This window comes from Pseudoalteromonas sp. RB2-MNA-CIBAN-0110 (assembly GCF_040309305.1).
Taxonomy (GTDB): domain Bacteria; phylum Pseudomonadota; class Gammaproteobacteria; order Enterobacterales; family Alteromonadaceae; genus Pseudoalteromonas; species Pseudoalteromonas arctica.
In genome coordinates this window covers 112935-131926 of record NZ_JBEOOQ010000006.1, presented here as the reverse complement: position 1 = coordinate 131926, position 18992 = coordinate 112935, and the positions used below count along the sequence as shown (strand labels likewise).

Below are 18992 nucleotides of genomic sequence, written 5' to 3'. Positions count from 1 at the left end.
CGATTTTTTAGAAGCTTTAAAACGGAATGGATGCCAAAGGTTGGATATGGAAATTTTATAGATGCTAAATATAGCGTAAGTGATTACATAAATGGATATTACAACAACGTTAGGCCGCATCATTATAATGCCGGCTTAGCGCCAAATGAATCTGAGGTTAGATATCAAGATTCTAAAACTGTGGCCAAATTTTATTGACCACTACAAGACCATATATCACACTTTTATAATGGGCGCTTATCTCATAATGATATGAATTTCATTAAAGCTGTAAGGGACTTCAGATCTTCAAGTTTAACTCTCCAGCTTACTTATATTGAAGAGATAATTAAGAATAGATTAAGAGAGAATGACTTCAAAGAAAAGTATATTTTCAATATTTCATTACTAGACTATTTGGTAGAACATGAGAAAGCTCACAAGCAAAAATTGACGCTCCTATTTGAAAATATTAGCAATAACATTGAAAGCTTGTGGGACTTTTTACTCACCTTCACTGAAACTACACGCTCTGTTGATCGGTTTATACAACTGTTATCGCAGCAATGGCCTAATTATGTATCGGCCATTACTGAATCAAGTGAAATTAATACCTCACAAAAAAACTACCTATTGAAATTAATACTGCTACATGTTGAATCAAAATTTATTTATAAAGATATGAATAGCGAAGAAACCTTCTCTAACTACTTAGCGAGTAACCCTGAAAGTATTTTAGATCTCCAACCAGCAGAGCAAATGCAGGTGTATTACAAACTCACTGATTTAAATATTAAATTTAAGGAACTTGAAGAGTGCGCTGGTGATGACAAATTATTCAGTTATATTTTTGAGAACTCCCTTTACGAAATCACTTCTGAAAATATATGTTTGCTACTGAAAAAATTAAGCATAAAACAAGATGAGATAGAGAAAAGTAACCTGACCGTTATCTATAATACCAATTTTGAAAATTTCATTGATTACATTGAAGAAAATATTGAAGTCTATATTAAAAAAGTATTTTTAGCTCTGCCTGATAACACGGAAGAAAGTACAGAAACCATTATTAAGTTACTTAATAATTCATCCGTAAGTAATGAAACCAAAGAAAACATAATCCAGAAGCAAAACCATGTGTTTGAGTCACTTTCAAATATACCAAGTGTTTTTTGGGAACTGTTACTGGTTGAATCAAAATTAGAAACAACTTGGGACAATTTGGCTGAATTTAATAATGAGTTTCCTGATGATAAAAACCAATTATTAGAGGTGCTTAATCGAAAATCTAAGTGTCTCTCCATTTTCAAGATAAACGAAAATTCAAAGTTTAAAGAAAGTATTACTGAAATAACCCAAATGATATTAAGGAATGACTTAATAAATAACGCGGCTTTTGCATTGCTTATTAAAGGGCTTCCTTACAAATATGAAACGTTAAATCGTTACGATATTCCCAAAGAAAAAATGGAAGCTTTACTAACAGAAAACCTATTATCTTTATCTGAGACTAACTATAGCAGCCTTACTGAGCACCATCCTGAATTAGTAGGCCTGTTTATACTTAATAATCTTTCTGACTATTGGAATAAGTCCGATGAATATGAACTTTCACCTGATACATCATTATTTTTGTTAAATGCTATTACTTCGTTGGCAGACCAAGTTGCCTTAGTAAAACTATTGAGTGAGGGTAATTTGGAAGATAATCATAACTTAGCTAATAATATTTTACATATATTGTCTAAAGTTACTGATCTAAAGCAGTTTGAAGAAAGTTTGTTATATATTGCAATTAAACATTCAACTGAAAAAAATCAAGCTATCACTCTATTTCTTAAACTTATTAATACTTTTAATAAAGAAGAGATAACAGATTTACTTGAATCAATGGGGGAACCATATTCTCAAATAGCTTCTTTTAAAAATAACCCTAACTTGGTAAATAATCGCCTTCATAAAGGTTTAGCAATAGCATTAGAGGACTGTGGATATATCTCTAGTCAAAAAATCAAGGACAATAAAATTGCAATATATACTAGACGATCTTAAATGAATGTTGAAGTTGCTTTTCCAGTAAACATTATTAGAGGCATAGTAACCAAATGAGGGCTGTTTGCCTTTTGCTTCTAACCCGCAATAGGGGCGAAAGCGAGCTAGCCTTTATGAGTGTAAGTAAGTAGAAATTACAAATTTATGCGCACACCCTAATATTTTTGCTCATACCTTATATCTTTTTAACGTAAATAAAGCGAGGGTATTTCTAGTTTTAAATTTAAAAGTACACTTTAATATCAGTTGTTTATAAACCTTTGTGCGGCATGATGTATATCGCAACAGTCTGTGGCGTGGTGTAGTGAAATAGTTAATTTTGCCACGAACTAATAGATTGAAACAGCAGTGGGTTACGCATGTGATGCCTAACGGAGTGAGGGCATCTTTGAGATTCCTTCACTACCCCTACAAACTCTAATGAGTATCACTATCGACTAGTACAATAACTCTAAGAAGCTTTTGTTCAAAAACGAGTTTAACCGACCGTCTGCTTCTCGCTCTAATCCGACTAATAGCTACATGCAATTTGCAGATACTCAATACTTTAACAAGCCTTTGCTGTATATCAAGCTGAAGGGTAACCCCAACTGCACACTATTTTTGCGATTATAAGAGCTTGTTATTCTGTTTTTAAAACCATACCTTTCGATTGGGCAAATATTACTAGCGCAAATACTATTTCGGTTATCCCGCCAATAAAGGCGCCGATTACAAAATTGGCATTTAATACAATACACAACATGCCAGAAAACATAAGCGAAGCACCTAAAATCCAGTACACTTTCATGCCATATAAAGTGTTGAAAACTAAATAGCGAACACCAATTATCATCAGCATTATTGAATAAAACCATTCAGCTTGAAGTTTTGCTACATAAAACGCTAAAAACAAACCAACAAATAAAATAATAGTGCTTTCTAAGGCCAATTTACCTAATGGGTTTTTAGGGTCATGATTGCCAGAGCGTTTAAGAGCTTTTGAAAGTAGCATGGCTAAAGGATGTATAAACATACCACCAAAAAACAAAGTAAGCATACTCGATTGATTTGAATGCAGTAATGCGACAAAGCCAGCTATACACCAAACCAAGCCAGACACTAATACACCGGTTCCACCACCGAAGTATGCGAGGTTCATATTTTGTTGTGCATCTTCAAACTTCATAAAAATCCTTAATTTTAGAAATATCCCTAATTTAATATCATCGCATCGCATCGCATCGTTATTAATTACAAATCGTTACTCGAATACACACTTAAAATAGGGAACTTATAATCGGCAAACGATACAGTTAACGATTGTGTTTCGTTGCCTTTAAAACCGAGTTTAAATTCCATTGGCATGAATCGGCTGCCGTCAGCAAAAAGTGCAAGTAAGTGCTCCTCGCCTAATTCGCGATTCCCGACGATAAGTTAGTTAGCGTTATAACAGCCCAGCGTTCGCCCTCTTCATTACTCATTAATACATAATTAACGATTTTAAAATCCCCTTTTTTAGGGGTTATGTTGCTATCGTTTGCAAACGATAAGTGCATGCTATTTGGTACTGCACGGTCGACATTTAGCGCGTTAATAGAGTCGGCTTGGGTTGCCCACGAAAGCACCAATAAAATGATCACTAAGGCTTTATTCACTGTTAGTTCCTTTTTATTACCTAGTAAAATACCTAGTAAATTACGTAACAAATTACATAGCAATAACTGTTTAAATTATATTCGCATTCCATACCTATTATGTAAACAAACAATCATCGCAATTTTATCCAGCGCTTTGGCTGCGCCACTACAGACTAAGCGCTCATTCAGTGTGCTTGCGCTACTTTAGGGTAATAACGAGTGATAAGAGTAAATAATTCAAAGCTAACTTAAAGTAAAAAGCGCGATTAAACAGGAGTATAAACGTATGGCAAGCACACATAAAAACTCAACAATGGATTTATCTGATCCCAGTAACAGCATTCAAGTAAGAGGGGCGCGCGTTCACAACTTAAAAAATATAGACGTTGATTTACCTCGTAACGCATTGGTTGTTTTTACAGGAATATCGGGCTCTGGAAAGTCGTCGCTTGCGTTTGGAACGCTGTTTGCTGAGTCGCAGCACCGCTATCTTGATTCGGTATCGCCATACGCCCGTAGGTTAATAGATCAAGTTGATGAGCCCGATGTTGATTCTATTGAAGGGCTACCGCCTGCCGTTGCTTTGCAGCAGCAACGCGGCGCACCGTCGGTTCGCTCATCCGTTGGCAGCATAACAACTATTTCTAACGCGCTACGTATGCTTTACTCACGCGCAGGTGAATACCCAAAAGACCAAGGTATACTTTATGCTGATGCGTTTTCGCCGAATACGCCACAAGGTGCGTGCCCAGAATGCTCAGGAATAGGCCGAGTGTTTGAAGTAACCGAAAAGCTACTTGTGCCAGACGATACAAAAACTATTCGCCAGCGCGCTATAGCCGCGTGGCCACCAGCATGGCAAGGTAAAAATTTAAGCCGAATTCTTACTTCCCTTGGTTATGACATAGACACACCTTGGAACAAACTTTCTAAAAAAGCACGCGATTGGATTTTATTTACCGACGAAACACCTACTGTGCCGGTATACCCAGATTACACCTATGAGCAAACACAAAATGCAATAAAAAATAACGAAGATCCAAGCTACATGGGGACTTTTTCAAGCGCTAAACGCTTTGTTTTACAGTCTTTTGCTACCACACAAAGCCCGCGTACTAAAAAGCGCGTATCACAGTTTATGCAAATATCGCAGTGCCCTACTTGCCAAGGTAAAAAATTAAAACAAGCATCGTTAAGTGTTAAATTTGCAGGGCTCGATATTGGCGAGCTATCTCAACTTACATTACACGAGCTTGCTAAAAAGCTAAGTAACGCCGCCAATACCAAAGTAAATAAAAATACAAAAAATCCAGAGCAAGCCATTGTTACGCAGCGCATTGCCAGCGATATTCTCACCCGTATTGAAGCACTAACCATGCTTGGTTTAGGGTACTTGTCGCTTGAGCGTACAACACCAACGCTCTCACCCGGAGAGCTACAACGATTGCGACTTGCCACACAAATTCGCTCTAAATTATTTGGGGTAGTTTACGTGTTAGATGAACCATCAGCGGGTTTACACCCTGCCGATACTCAAGCACTTTTAAAAGCGCTTGATGAGCTAATAGCGGCTGGCAATTCTGTATTTGTTGTTGAGCACGATGTTAGCGTTGTTAAACACGCCGATTGGATTGTTGATGTAGGCCCTGATGCAGGTGTGCATGGTGGCGACATTATTTACAGCGGCCCTGTTGAAGGGTTAAGAAAAATAAAAAATTCGCACACCGGTCGTCACCTTTTTGCTAAAAACGCCAGTCAAGAGTCTACTCAAAACAGCGCGCAAAAAAAGGAGCTAAGGCAGCCTAGTGCGTGGTTAAAATTGGCTGATATTGAGCGTAACAACCTTAAAAAACTCAATGCAGAATTTCCACTGGGTGTTATGACAACCGTTACTGGGGTTTCGGGCTCTGGTAAATCAAGCCTAGTAAGCCAAGCGTTAGTAGAACTTGTTTACGAAGCACTCGGGCAAAAAGTAGTAACACAAGCGCCAACCGACGAAGCCGACCTACTCGAACAAGAGCTGCAAACACACACCAGCGGAAAAATCATTGAAGGTATAAATAATATAAGCCGCCTAATTACCGTAAATCAAAAAGCGATTGGCCGTACCCCTCGTTCAAACTTAGCTACCTACACGGGTTTGTTTGATCACGTGCGTAAACTATTTGCTTCAACCCAAAAAGCAAAAGAGCGCCGTTACGATGCAGGTCGCTTTTCGTTTAATGTTGCAAAAGGTCGTTGTAAAAACTGTGAAGGCGTTGGCTTTGTAAGTATAGAACTGCTGTTTTTACCTAGCGTTTATTCACCTTGCCAAGTGTGTCATGCCAAACGTTATAACGAGCAAACACTTGAGGTTACATATCGTGATAAAAACATAAGCGATATCCTTAATTTAACGGTTGAAGCGGCGCATACCTTTTTTGAAAATGAACCTGCAATACTGCGAGCACTCGATGCACTTATGCAAGTAGGTCTTGGGTATTTACGTTTAGGGCAACCCGCTACTGAGCTTTCGGGCGGTGAAGCGCAGCGTATTAAATTAGCAACCGAGCTGCAACGTGCGCAGCGCGGTAACACACTTTATATTCTTGATGAGCCAACTACAGGTCTGCATCCATCGGATGTATCAATGCTAATGTCGCAGTTAAATAAATTAGTTGATGCTGGCAATACCGTTATTATGGTTGAACACGATATGCAAGTAGCCCGAAATAGTGACTGGGTAATTGATGTAGGCCCTGGTGCTGGTGAAGAAGGCGGCTTAATTGTAGCGCAAGGTTCACCCGAAAAAGTGGCAAGCGTAAAGGCGAGTAAAACCGCACCATTTTTACTTAAATAGTTAATGGGTGACGCTTTTAGTTGTATAAAAGCGTCATCTATATATGGTAGTTAACGCTGAAAATAACGGCTTGAGATAGATTAATTATCCAAAGTTCAGGTTTACTAATACATCCCGTTTTTATCTTGGTAACCAATCAGAAATAGCCTTACCTATTTCGTGCGGCGAATCTTCTTGAATATAGTGAATACCGCTTACGGTTACCTCAGTTAAATTTGGCCATGTACGCACAAAGTCTCTTGCGTAACCAACTAAAAAAGCACCCGGTTCAGCATTAATAAATAGCTTTGGAATATCGTGAGAGTTAGCTAAATAGCTCGCATAGCTTTTAACTAAAGCCACGGTATCGGCAGGCTCTCCAGCAATGGGCAGTTGGCGAGGCCCTGCTAAAATTGCACGGCGATCTTCTCCTGCATTTATAAAGGGTCTGCGATACTCATCATGCTCTGCTTGCGTTAATTTGCGTGCAATGGTCGCTGGTAATATTGTTTCAATAAAAAAGTTGTCATCAAGCACCATTTTTTCACCCTCAGCTGAGCGCATAGTGCCAATAGGGCCGTGCAAATCTTTAGGAAAATCGTCCCATGTTGGAAAGTCAGTAACAATTGCTTCCATAAACGCAATTGCTTTTACTGCATCACGATGTGTATTAGCCCAGTTAAAACCAACGCCTGAACCCCAATCGTGTAGCACCAAGGTAACGTTATTATTTACACCCAACGCTTCTAAAAGTGCAAATGTGTATTTGCTGTTTTCAGCAAGTGAGTAGCTGCCCTCATGGGTGTTATCTAGCTTTTGCGAATCTCCTAATCCAATCATATCGATAGCAATTAAACGCCCTTTTCCTTGCAAATAGGGCATAACGTTTCGCCAAAGAAAGCTAGATGTCGGGTTACCATGTAAAAACACAATAGGATCACCTTCGCCTTCATCTATGTAGGCCATTTTTTTATCTAATACAGTTTTAAACTTTTTTGTATAACGTAATGTTTCTGAATCATTTTTCATTTAATTATATCGCTTTATTTAACTGATGAGCTGGCGGTAAATCCTCGCTCATCTAATTTGTGTAATATTCGAAGTAGATTAACTAATTTCGAGCCAACATACATGACTGAGTCACACAATAAATGAGGGCGCTTAATTTGTCACTATATTTATATGATCGAATCACATATAATTAAGTTTATGAAAAATGAAAAATATATATCAAATTTAATCGGCACGTTTGCTACTTCTGTTTCTAATGACATTGAAAAACAGATTGCTGAATTAGGCGGGCGAAGCCTAAGCCACGAAGCGGCACTGGTCACTATTTACAATCATCCTAATGAAACCATTGATGTACTAAGCAAGGTTTTAGGCTTAACGCATTCTGGTGCAGTTAGATTAATAAATACACTTGAAAAAGAAGAACTTGTAGAAAGGCGAAAGTCAGTAAAAGATGCCCGCTCTGTTGTTTTATGCGTAACGGATAAAGGAAGTAAAAGGGTTGAACTAGTACTAAGCAGCAGAGAAACAGCCACCTCTAAAATACTAAACAACTTTAATGATGAACAAAAACAACGCTTTTTAAGTTTGATAGAAGTAGCACTTGGCAGCCTAACAAGCGTGCAGATAGAGGCACGTAAAATATGCAAATTATGTAACGAAGGTGTATGCCGTAAACAAGGCTGCCCGGTAGAAAACTCAATTAAGTAACTAATTACTTCATGCATCTGCCCACTATAAACGTATTAAATTATTTGCTTTAATACGTTAGCGATCAAAGTGCTAGCTCTTTAAAAAGCGTTCTATTTTAGGTTTTACCGTAACCGACATTATCAGCATTATAGTTAAACCTATTGGTAATGCGGCTAATAACCCTTCAGCCCATCCAGTTACAAATACACGCATATCTGCATAGCCAATATTATTAGTAGCGGTAACAAACGCCATCACCGACTCCATGATCAGCGCCATAAAAACACTAATAACTAAATTACGTTTTAGCTCGCTACTAGTAGGCAATAACTTATTAACTAGCTTATGCATTAAGGTCATCATTACAAAACCAACAGGCGCCATAACCAATACTGCACTTATAAATGAGGTAAACCAGTCGGCATAAAAATGCTCTGTAACACCCACATTCACATAAGTCATAATGCCAGTTAGAGTACCGCCGATTAGAGTGATAATACTTACCATAACCAGTATTTTATAAATTACAGGTGTTTTTTTAGGCTCAACCATTACTGGATTTGCTGATACGGGTGTACTCATTTTTGGGCATGCCTTAAGCGTTAAATAGATGACAAAATCAACTATAACAAATTAATTGATAATATCAACTACTTTTTGAGCTAACCAAAAATAAGCCAAATTCCAACTAATCCCATTAAGCTACCAGCAATACGGTTCATCCATTTAATATTATCACCACGGCTTAAAAATAAACGTAAGCTTTTACCGCCTGTTGCGTAAGCTAACATACTTAAAAACTCGGTGGTCATTATAACTCCAAGCAATACTAAAAGCTGAGGGGCTACAGCATGCTCAACACTAATAAAAGGCGGTAATAACGAGATCATAAACGCCCACCCTTTAGGGTTAGCAATTGCGGTTACAAAACCTTGCGTAAATAACGACTTTCTACTTACGTCATTTGGTTTTGAGGTATCAACCGACATTTTGCCTTTGGCTCGCCACATGTTAACGCCAATGTAAATTAAGTACGCACCGCCTACCCACTTTAAAATGGCAAATGCATCTGGGTAATTTAACATTACGCTTGCAACGCCTAATACCGCAGCTATGGCAACGGTTGCTACGCCTAACAGCTCACCTATCATCATCCATAATGTGCGGCGCACGCCAATGCTCATACCGAGTGTCATGGCAAGGGTCATACACATACCTGGGGTGATAGACACAAAAAAGAACGTAGGAATAAAAACCGCAAGTGCTGCTACATCAATCATTAATTTACTCTCATATTAAAAGCAAAAACGCGGCTATAAGTAGCCGCGCTGTTGCTTACTCATGTTTAAGTTATTATTGCCCAGTACTTACCACGGGTTCAGTAATAACCTCTACTGGCTCCGCTGTACCATTTAACAAATACTTATCTAACCACTGTTCTTGTTCCCACAATACATGTAATAAGCTTTTACGCGCACGGTAACCATGTGCTTCATAAGGGAGCATTACTAAGCGGGCATCTTTACCTAAACCTTTAAGCGCTGCGTACATGCGCTCACTTTGCATTGGGAAGGTTCCTGAATTAGGATCTTCTTGACCGTGGATCATTAGCATTGGCTCATTGATTTTTTCAGCGTGAAAAAACGGCGACATATTAGCGTACACACTTTGTGCTTGCCAAAAATCACGCTCTTCTCCTTGAAAACCAAACGGCGTTAATGTGCGGTTATACGCGCCACTGCGGGCAATACCTGTTTTAAATAAATCGCTATGAGCCAATAAGTTAGCAACCATAAATGCACCGTATGAGTGCCCTGCTATGGCAATTTTATCTTTATCGGCAATGCCTTTTTTAACTAATACATCAACAGCTGCTTGCGCACTTGATACTAACTGCTTTCTAAAGTTATCGTTTGGCTCGCTGCCATCAATACCCACTATTGGCATTTTAGGGTCGTCAAACACGGCAATCCCTTTAGCAAGGTAAGGCATTGGCCCCCAATAACCAATGTAGGTAAATGCATAAGGCGATTCGCGCACTTGCGATGCTACTGCTTTATCTTTGTATTCAAGTGGGTAAGCCCACATAAGTACCGGTAACGGCCCTTGTGTTTTATCGTACCCTGGTGGTAAATAAAGCGTGCCCGAAAGCTCAACACCGTCGTCGCGTTTATAACGTAATTGCTCTTTAGTTACGCCTTTAAATGCAGGGTACGGGTGCTCAAATGTCGTTAATTGCGTTAGCGTGTCGTTATCTAAATCACGTATAAAAAAGTTAGGTTGCTCAGTTTTAGATTCGCGAATAGTAATAAATCGCTCACCTTCGTCGTCAAGCAGAGCGCGTACACGCTCGTAGTATGGCGCTTCTGATTGCCACAAACGCTTGCTGCTATTTGTTTTAACATCGTATTGGTCTAAAAACGGGATATTACCTTGCTCTGAAGCTCCATTACCGCGCAGGTAAATATAACGCCCGCCTACAATTTTAATTACGTTTGCGCCTAAATCGTTGCGCTCGTAAATTGCATTACCAGGGTCTTTATACGCGTCGTTGTAACTACGCTCTGAAAATAAAACGCGGTTTCTGTCGGCATTTCGTGGTTGCACTATGTAAGTACGTACTTGGCGATCGCTAAAGCGCCAGTCTGTCAGCATTGCTACGTTTTCGTTACCCCACTCAATACCAGAATAACGGCGTTCTACTTTGGCAAATAATTTAGGCTCGCGTTTAAATGGTGCACGTAAGCTGTAAACATAATCATGATGCTCAACGTCGGTTTTCATGTCGCCGCCATCTTGCGCATGCGCCCAAATAACCTCTGCACCTTGATCGGCTCGCCATTCAAAATCGCGGCGGCCAGTGCGTACACTGTCGTAACCTTGTGGAATATTATCGGCAAGTGGCTGTTTTGCCAGCTCTGCTAATGCATAGCCGCGCATGCCCCATATTTGCCACGTACTTGCAAAGCGGCTGTAAGGCACTTGATACGAAAACGGCTCATTAATACCGGCAACTAAAATATTGGTAGAATCAGGTGATACCGAAAACGATTTAAATAAAGAAGGGCTACCTATTGCTTGGGTATTGCCATCAAGCGTTATGTAAGCCAATTGCCCTTGGCCGTAAAACTTAAATTGTGCTTCATCAAACGGGCTTGTTAATAAATTTTGATAAGTACGTGCTGGCGCTTTTTCACCAGTACTTTGTTGAATAACAGGCACTACATTTTGGCTGTTATTTTCAAGCCTTGGCTTACCAAAATTAACAGCGAGATTTGCAACAATGGCGCTGCTATCTGGCAGCCATTTATATGGTGAGGCAGTTAATACCGAATTTAATGCAGCGCTTGAAAGCTCTTTTGCTTGTTTAGTTTCAACGCTGTAAAGCCATAAGTTGGCTTGGGTTGGTTGCTCAACAATAAAGGCCAAATATTGACTATTAGATGACCACTTAGGAGAGCGAATAATGCCATTAGGTAAGTTATTAATACTGATAACCGACCCGCTTTGAACATGCTTTAGCTCCACGGCACTAAATTTGGCACTCACACGAGAGCGCGAAAAATTAGCGGGGTTTAGCTTAATACCAGCAAGCTTAAGCTCTTCTTTTGCAAGTTCATCAAGGGTTACTACACGTTTGCGTTCAAAAAGCGCTAGCCACTGGCCATCGCTCGATAAGTAACTAGTGGGTGCTAACTTAGCGTCAACCAATGCTGCAAGTTCAGGTGATGGGGTTTGATAGCCCTGCTCGGCGTAACTTGTTGGTACTAATGCCGCACAACAAATAAAGGCAACTAACAGCCTAAAAGCGCTCATGTTTTTATCCTTTTGTTATTTTTTACTCTTATAAGCGTATATAAACACGTTTTGCTTTGTTCATAAAGTATTAAGGTAAGTTAAACACCTCTAAAAGATGACTTAATAGTGCTGATTAAGCTAAACTACAGCGCTATTTATTCACCACTGCGGTACTTAAAATACAATGCATAACAAAGCCAAATCAGTCACTATTTTTGATGTTGCAGAGCGTGCTGGTGTATCAAAATCAACCGTATCGCTGGTACTTACCAAAAGCGACAAAGTGGGCAATAAAAGTAAACAAAAAATACTAAAAGCGATTGATGAGCTAGGTTACGTTTATAATCGTGATGCCGCTGCAATGCGCTCAAAGCGCTCAAATTTAGTGGCCATAGTAATAAACGATTTAACTAACCCAGCTATGGCACACCTTGCTACCAGCCTACAACTTTTGTTAAACGACAATGGCTTACAAGCCATGATTGTAAGCAGTAATAATAGCCTTGAGCTACAAGCAAACGCAGTTAAAAACTTAAAAGAATACAACGCTGCTGCATTTATTATTTGCCCCGTTGCCAATACTTGCCCCAAATGGCTTGATACGCTCAGCGCGCAACACAAAGTAATTACCGTAATGAGTGAAGTGCCCTTTAGCGCAGCTCCTTGCGTATTACCCGACTATAAAAAAGCCAGCCACGTAGCCAGTATGCATCTGCTTTCACAAGGCGTGACAAACATTGCATTTATAGGCAGTGAACTTACTTTAAGTGATTCACAAGCACTACAAAGTGGCTTTAATACCGCTTGCGCGCAGCACAGCATTACACCATTAGCACCCATTCACTGCGCAGTAAACACAGCCCTTAGCGCTAAAAATGCATTTATAGAAGCATATAAACACAACCCAACATTAAACGCAGTGGTGTGTGCAAACGATATTATTGCTCAAGGTGTTATTGCTGCTATTAACTCATTAACTCATCACTGTATTAAAGTAGTGAGCTGCCACCATATTCCTAATAGCACGGTTATAAATGATCACTTAACCACTGTGGCTATAAGTACAACTGATATAGCCAAGCGGTGCCTTTTAATACTGCAAGAGCTACTACAAAATACAGCCCCGCCAGTAAAAACACTGGTCAATGTAAACTTACAAATTAGAGATTCTAGCCAATGAAAAAAGTGCTGGTAATTGGCTACGTATGGCCAGAGCCAAATTCGTCTGCTGCGGGAACGCACATGATGTCGTTATTAAATGCATTTAGAGCGCAAAACTGGGACGTTGAATTTGCAACGCCCGCGCAGCGCACCGACCACATGGTAAATCTTGACGACTTCGGCATAACCAGTCAAAGCATTGCACTAAACTGCGATAGCTTTGACGAATACGTTAAAGCTTATAACCCAGATATAGTCATGTTTGACCGCTTTATGATGGAAGAACAATTTGGCTGGCGCGTCGATAAACACTGCCCACATGCGATTAAAATATTAGATACCGAAGACTTACAATGTCTGCGTAACGCTCGCCACGAAGCCTTTAAAGGTGAGCGTGAGTTTACAACCAGCGATTTACACTCAGACATAGCAAAACGCGAAATTGCCGCTATTTTACGCTGCGACCTAAGCTTAATTATTTCAAGTTATGAAATGAGCCTGCTAAACAGCGTATTTAAAATAGAGCCAAGCTTATTACACCATTTACCGTTTATGGTTGATTTAAGCTCACTGCCTACAAGTACAAAAACGTTTGAGCAGCGCCAGCACTTTATGACCATAGGTAACTTTAGACACGCGCCAAACTGGGATGCTGTACTTTACCTACAAAAAATATGGCCACTTATTCGCAAGCAGCTACCAAAAGCAGAACTACATATTTATGGCTCTTACCCACCACCAAAAGCCACGGCACTAAATAACCCTAAAACAGGGTTTTTAATAAAAGGCTGGGCCGATAATGCGTTTGATGTAATGCAAAGCGCACGCGTATGTTTAGCACCACTGCGTTTTGGTGCAGGCATTAAAGGTAAATTGCTTGAAGCCATGATTATGCAAACACCCAGCGTTACCACCAATATTGGCGCAGAAGGCATGCATAACGATTTACCATGGCCGGGTAAAATAGCCAACACCGCCGACGACTTTGCCAGTGCTGCCATTGAGATGTACACCAATCAAAGTGGCTTTGAACAAGCGCAGCAAGATGGTAACGCACTCCTTAATACGCTTTACAACAAAGCACTATTGAGCGCTGCTTTAATTAAAAAAGTCGATTCAATAAGTAGTGATTTAAACGCTCATCGCGAAAAAAACTTCACAGGCCAAATGCTCAAACATCATACAATGCGCAGCACTCAATACATGTCGCAATGGATAGCTGAAAAAAATAAAAAATTAGATTAAAAATGACTAGACACGCACCAATTAGTGTTTAAAATCGCGCCCATCAAACGTGGGCATTTTTAGCTGTATTGTCTATATTTTTAGCTTAGTTATCGCAATATTTGGTCCAAAAAGATTTGAAAACTGCAACCTTTACAGAAAAACGCAAATTTATCGTTAAATTAGGTAAGATGCTTCACAAGTATGGTACGCCTGCTTACCGCCTAGAAGCTCACCTCATGGAAGTGGCTACATACTTAGGACTTAAATCGTCGTTTGTTATGTCGCCAACCTCTGTAACGTTTGTTATTTGGACCGATGGCCACGAAGACGAATATACCCATGTTGCACGTGTAGACCCTGGCGATCACGATTTAGGCTCACTTGCCGACACCGACGACCTTGTAAACCAAATGCTTGACGACAAGCTAAGTTTACAAGAAGTTGATGCGCAACTAGACGCTATTTTTGTAATGCCAAACCCATACAACAAACTTGTTACGGGCGTTGCGTTTGCAACTTCTGGTGGTGCGTTTGCAATGTTAATGGGTACTAGCTGGACTGATGTTATTTGGTCATCGCTACTTACTTTAGTTGTTTATGTGTTTGTGCTTTGGTCTGGACGCTCAAAACGCGTAGCACATATGCTTGAGCCATTAGTGGCAATAATATCGGCCATACTTGCCTGTGCAGTAAGCGTGTATATAACACCTGAGATAAATATACGCTTGGTGGTACTTTCGGCCATTATTGTGTTTATACCCGGTTTAGCACTTGCGCTTGGCTTAGCTGAGCTGGCAGCACGGCATTTAGTCTCTGGTACTGCGCGAGTCATGGACTCGTTTATGCTGCTATTTAAACTGTATTTTGGCGGTTTTATTGGCATAGGTATTGGCTTTGCACTCTTTGGGCAAGCCGATTTTGTACAACCTGAACCATTACCAAAGTGGACCGCATGGCTGGCTATATTTTTACTTTGTAGCAGCCTAATCGTTATTTTTAGAACCAAACTTAAACACGCAGTTTGGTCTATTGCATCAGGCTTTATAGCGTATGGCACCAGTATTGGCTCAGCTATGTACCTTGATTACACGTTAGGTACGTTTGTAGGTGCTTTATCGGTGGGTATATTTAGTAACTTGTTTAACCGCGTTGCTAATGCGCCGGCCTCTATTGTCGCCATGCAAGGCCTGATTGTATTAGTACCAGGAAGCAAAACGTATATTGGCTTAAACTCACTTATTGAAGGCCAAGACTTTGTATATGCAGAGCACATAGGTCAACAAACGTTTTTAATATTTATGTCGCTTGTTGCAGGACTAATATTTGCAAACGTAGCCCTACCGCCTAAAAAGAGTTTGTAAATTATACTGAGCACTCGCTTTACTTTGATTGAGTAAAGCGAGTAAATCGTTAAGCTAAAAACAACTGCCAAGTAGCAATTTATACCAATGCTAAGTGTTTTAGCTCATTACATTGCACTTGAGTCAAACTCAAAAACCTCATAGTGATTCCAACGTAAAAACAGTTCACCGCTTTCTAAATAACCTGAACTCTGGATAATAAATCTATCTCAAGCAGCTATTTTCAGCGCTAACTGCGTTGAATTTACTTGCAATAGGCCAGCTATTGACGCGTAAATTCGCCTTGTTTTCACTAAAAATCTCTGGCTAGAGAAAATAAATTTAAATATCACTATGATTCAATATTTTAGTAAATCTCTTAACCAGAGTTCAGGTTAAATACAGATTTATGTCATCACTTGATGAATAGCAAAAATCATCCCAGTCATCACAAAAAACTAGCCAAGGTAGGGTTAATGCAGTTTCTTGATCCCAGCAAATTGTTACTTTTTTTGAGTCATTCGCTAAGCCCTTTAACCATTGGCGTGTTAATTCACTCCCTTCTGTAGAGTCGAATCCTTTTGCGCCAACCGGAAAATTAATGGGTGTGGTGGTAATTAATGCTCTTGCTTGCTCTTCACTCAACGGAATAAGTTTGTTTAATGTATCTTTAGAAAAATCACCATGGGACGTACTAATCCATCGCCATGCTAAAGAAAAGTCTTCAATTTTAATCAACGCTCTATACCTACTTTTATAAACACGTAATTGACTCTACAATACTATTACAACGCTCTAAAGACCCTATTAATTCTGGGCCTTCGGGGTAGTCAGAGCAATTGCCTATTATAAGGCCTGCAACTTTACCTGCGGGCTCTATTTCTACGTCCATGTAAGATGCAAATACAGAGTTGTTTTTGGTTTTGGACCACGTAAAGTGATAGTGAGTATTGTGTGTACTAAGAAATTTACGATCTGGTTTATTAAACTTACTGGTTGTTGCTGTCAGCAAAGTATTTTTGTTCTTAACAGTAATTTCAGCGCCGCTTATAGCCCAAGATAATGGCCACCCTCTTGTAACCTCCGTAGAGATTTCACATTCGCCAAGCACACTAACCTCATCTAAATCAGAAATTATATTTGCGTATTCATTGGTGCGTAAACTGCTTTGCTGAGCTTGAATAAGCCATAAAACAACTAGCGACAGTAAAACTGATTTCCATTTCATTATTGCTCCGCCCCTCTATGAAGCAGAGGCATTTTATGCGTATTTTTATTAATTTAATGATAAACCATATATGATTTTTTATTTTTGTTCAATTACTTACAAGCAACCATCAATTATTAATGGTCGAGAATGACTGTGAGGATTATTACTATGGCACTTCCCTATTGAGCCAAAATACTCAATAGGGAAGTAACTTAGCTAGCGTGACCAGTTAGTTTTGGCAAGCTCTATAATTTCGTTTCCTTTGCCGTTTATCAACGCCTTCATCATGTAAACGCTAAAGCCTTTTGCTTGCTCTAATTTGATTTGCGGCGGCATTGAAAGCTCTTGTTTTGCGGTATCTACTTCTAAAACAACAGGTCCTGGGTGATTCATCATCTCGTTCATTGCCGATGGTAATTTTTCAGGGTCGTCCACATGAATCCCTTTTAAGCCACAAGCCTCTGCAATTTTAGCAAAACTTGGGTTTTCTAAATCGGTATCGCTTGATAAAAACCCACTGGCTTTCATTTCCATAGCCACAAAACTAAGTGAGCGATTATTATAAACAACAATCTTTATTGGTAAATTAAGCTGCTTAAGCGAGATTAAATCGCCCATTAACATCGAAAAGCCACCATCACCACACATTGCAATTACTTGGCGGTCTCTATCTACAGATTGAACCCCCATTGCCTGCGACATGGCATTTGCCATAGAGCCATGATTAAACGATCCTATTAAGCGGCGCTTTCCATTCATTGATAAATAACGCGCAGCCCACACTGTTGGCGTACCTACATCGCAAGTAAAAACAGCATCGTCAGCTGCTTGCTCGTTGAGTAAACGTGTTAGGTATTGCGGGTGAATTAAATTTTGCGAGGTTTTGCCACTGGCTAGTTCATCAAGATCTTGTCGAGACTCTTTGTAGTTTTTAACACATTTTTGTAAGTGCGAACTTATCCGCTCACCTTTAATATAATCAAGCAGTGTGGTCACTGAATTTTTTGTGTCCCCTAACACGCCACAATCAATTTGAACGTGTCGCCCAAGTGACGCTGCCTGATTATCAATTTGCAATATGGTCGTATTTTCAGGATAAAAAGCACGATAAGGAAAACTAGTACCAATCATAAGTAACGTATCGGCTTCTTGCATTGCATGATAGCCCGACGCAAAGCCAATAAACCCAGTCATACCAACATCGTAAGGGTTATCGTATTCAATAAACTCTTTACCACGCATAGCATGCACTATCGGTGCTTGTAATTTTTCGGCTAGCGCAACAATTTCGTCGTGGGCATCCTTACAACCAGCACCACACAATAAGGTTACTTTTTTACTTTTATTAAGATGAGTCGCCATTGCTTTAATATCAGATAAAGCGGGAGTATACGTTGCTGGTTTTGGCACGTTCCATTTTGGCTTGATAGCTTTAGGCATATCTTTTAATGCAATGTCGCCAGGTAGCACAAGTACACTCACGCCTTTGTTTAGTATTGCTTGTCGCATTGCGGTTTCTAGCAGGTACGGCATTTGCTCAGGGCTCGACACCATTTCACAATACACACTGCATTCTTTAAATAATTCTTGCGGATGGGTTTCTTGAAAATAACTACTGCCAATTTCAGATGAAGGAATGTGTGCGGCAATAGCTAATACCGGTACATTATTACGCTGACAATCAAATAAGCCGTTAATTAAATGAAGATTACCTGGCCCGCAAGAACCCGCACACACCGCAAGCTCGCCTGATAAATGCGCTTCGCCACCGGCTGCAAATGCGGCAACTTCTTCATGTCGCGTTCCTAGCCATTCAATTGTTCCCATTTTTCGCAGACTTTCACTAATGCCGTTAAGTGAATCGCCAGTTACTCCCCAAATACGTTTTACGCCAGCTTGTTCGAGGGTTTTAGTGATAAAACTTGCGATATTTTGACTCATAATATAGAACTCCTAAATATTCAGTTATTCTGTAAATTGATTTTTCGCCTCTGCTCTATCAAGTAAGTCATCGTTTCGAAATGCGCTCAATTATTGAGAATCGATAAGCTTAAATATTTTGATAATGATAGATATATTACTAC

The 18992-nt window shown here is 39.7% G+C and carries 15 protein-coding genes and 1 pseudogene; 7 read left to right on the top strand and 9 right to left on the bottom strand.

Going from position 1 to position 18992, the window contains the following annotated elements; all coding sequences use genetic code 11:
- Positions 1–198 (top strand): IS3 family transposase (locus AAEY68_RS05610; protein WP_350585653.1); only part of this gene is annotated, 198 nt, incomplete at its 5' end.
- A gap of 54 nt (positions 199–252) precedes the next feature.
- Entirely contained in the window at positions 253–2031 is a 1779-nt protein-coding gene (locus AAEY68_RS05605) for a hypothetical protein (protein ID WP_024592894.1), read from the top strand.
- A gap of 622 nt (positions 2032–2653) precedes the next feature.
- On the opposite strand, the gene AAEY68_RS05600 is transcribed toward AAEY68_RS05605, so the two are convergent.
- Positions 2654–3199: a DUF7010 family protein gene (locus tag AAEY68_RS05600; protein WP_008134451.1), complete on the bottom strand. Its 546-nt coding sequence runs from the start codon at positions 3197–3199 to the stop codon at positions 2654–2656.
- 65 nt (positions 3200–3264) lie between these two features.
- Positions 3265–3668 (bottom strand): annotated as a pseudogene (locus AAEY68_RS05595) (hypothetical protein).
- A 268-nt stretch (positions 3669–3936) separates the two neighbouring features.
- On the opposite strand from AAEY68_RS05595, the gene uvrA reads away from it, so the two are divergent.
- Positions 3937–6489: an excinuclease ABC subunit UvrA gene (gene uvrA / locus AAEY68_RS05590; RefSeq protein WP_350585652.1), complete on the top strand. Its 2553-nt coding sequence runs from the start codon at positions 3937–3939 to the stop codon at positions 6487–6489.
- A gap of 120 nt (positions 6490–6609) precedes the next feature.
- On the opposite strand, the gene AAEY68_RS05585 is transcribed toward uvrA, so the two are convergent.
- Positions 6610–7497, bottom strand: a complete 888-nt coding sequence (locus AAEY68_RS05585; protein ID WP_007581804.1) for a haloalkane dehalogenase — start codon at positions 7495–7497, stop codon at positions 6610–6612.
- 180 nt (positions 7498–7677) lie between these two features.
- Between AAEY68_RS05585 and AAEY68_RS05580 the strand changes: the two genes are divergently transcribed.
- Positions 7678–8190 (top strand): MarR family winged helix-turn-helix transcriptional regulator, encoded by a 513-nt coding sequence (locus AAEY68_RS05580; protein WP_024592895.1) that lies wholly within the window; start codon positions 7678–7680, stop codon positions 8188–8190.
- Positions 8191–8262: 72 nt separating this feature from the next.
- On the opposite strand, the gene AAEY68_RS05575 is transcribed toward AAEY68_RS05580, so the two are convergent.
- The 3 genes from AAEY68_RS05575 to AAEY68_RS05565 form a co-directional block, all read right to left on the bottom strand.
- Positions 8263–8754, bottom strand: coding sequence for a DUF2798 domain-containing protein (locus AAEY68_RS05575; RefSeq protein ID WP_024592896.1), 492 nt, complete (start codon positions 8752–8754; stop codon positions 8263–8265).
- A gap of 80 nt (positions 8755–8834) precedes the next feature.
- Entirely contained in the window at positions 8835–9452 is a 618-nt protein-coding gene (locus tag AAEY68_RS05570) for a LysE family translocator (protein ID WP_007581801.1), read from the bottom strand.
- A 73-nt stretch (positions 9453–9525) separates the two neighbouring features.
- The gene (locus tag AAEY68_RS05565) at positions 9526–11988 is read right to left on the bottom strand and encodes a S9 family peptidase (protein WP_350585651.1); all 2463 of its coding nucleotides are present in this window, start codon (positions 11986–11988) and stop codon (positions 9526–9528) included.
- Between the two features lie 166 nt (positions 11989–12154).
- Here AAEY68_RS05565 and AAEY68_RS05560 point away from each other — a divergent pair, with 166 nt between their 5' ends.
- The 3 genes from AAEY68_RS05560 to AAEY68_RS05550 all read left to right on the top strand — a co-directional run bounded on the left by AAEY68_RS05560 (position 12155) and on the right by AAEY68_RS05550 (position 15719).
- Positions 12155–13150 (top strand): LacI family DNA-binding transcriptional regulator, encoded by a 996-nt coding sequence (locus tag AAEY68_RS05560; RefSeq protein WP_350585650.1) that lies wholly within the window; start codon positions 12155–12157, stop codon positions 13148–13150.
- A complete protein-coding gene (locus AAEY68_RS05555) occupies positions 13147–14376 on the top strand; it encodes a glycosyltransferase (RefSeq protein WP_350585649.1) in 1230 nt (409 codons plus the stop codon). Before AAEY68_RS05560 ends, AAEY68_RS05555 begins: the two co-directional genes overlap by 4 nt.
- A gap of 116 nt (positions 14377–14492) precedes the next feature.
- Complete coding sequence (locus tag AAEY68_RS05550) at positions 14493–15719, top strand: threonine/serine exporter family protein (RefSeq protein ID WP_010553647.1); 1227 nt, start codon at positions 14493–14495, stop codon at positions 15717–15719.
- A gap of 369 nt (positions 15720–16088) precedes the next feature.
- On the opposite strand, the gene AAEY68_RS05545 is transcribed toward AAEY68_RS05550, so the two are convergent.
- From AAEY68_RS05545 to poxB, 3 genes are all read right to left on the bottom strand, one after another.
- Positions 16089–16436 carry a hypothetical protein gene (locus AAEY68_RS05545; protein WP_024592901.1) on the bottom strand — a complete coding sequence of 116 codons (348 nt, stop codon included), beginning with the start codon at positions 16434–16436 and terminating at the stop codon, positions 16089–16091.
- Positions 16437–16452: 16 nt separating this feature from the next.
- Positions 16453–16926, bottom strand: coding sequence for a hypothetical protein (locus tag AAEY68_RS05540; protein WP_024592902.1), 474 nt, complete (start codon positions 16924–16926; stop codon positions 16453–16455).
- 198 nt (positions 16927–17124) lie between these two features.
- Entirely contained in the window at positions 17125–18849 is a 1725-nt protein-coding gene (poxB, locus tag AAEY68_RS05535) for a ubiquinone-dependent pyruvate dehydrogenase (RefSeq protein WP_024592903.1), read from the bottom strand.
- Positions 18850–18992: the final 143 nt, after the last annotated feature.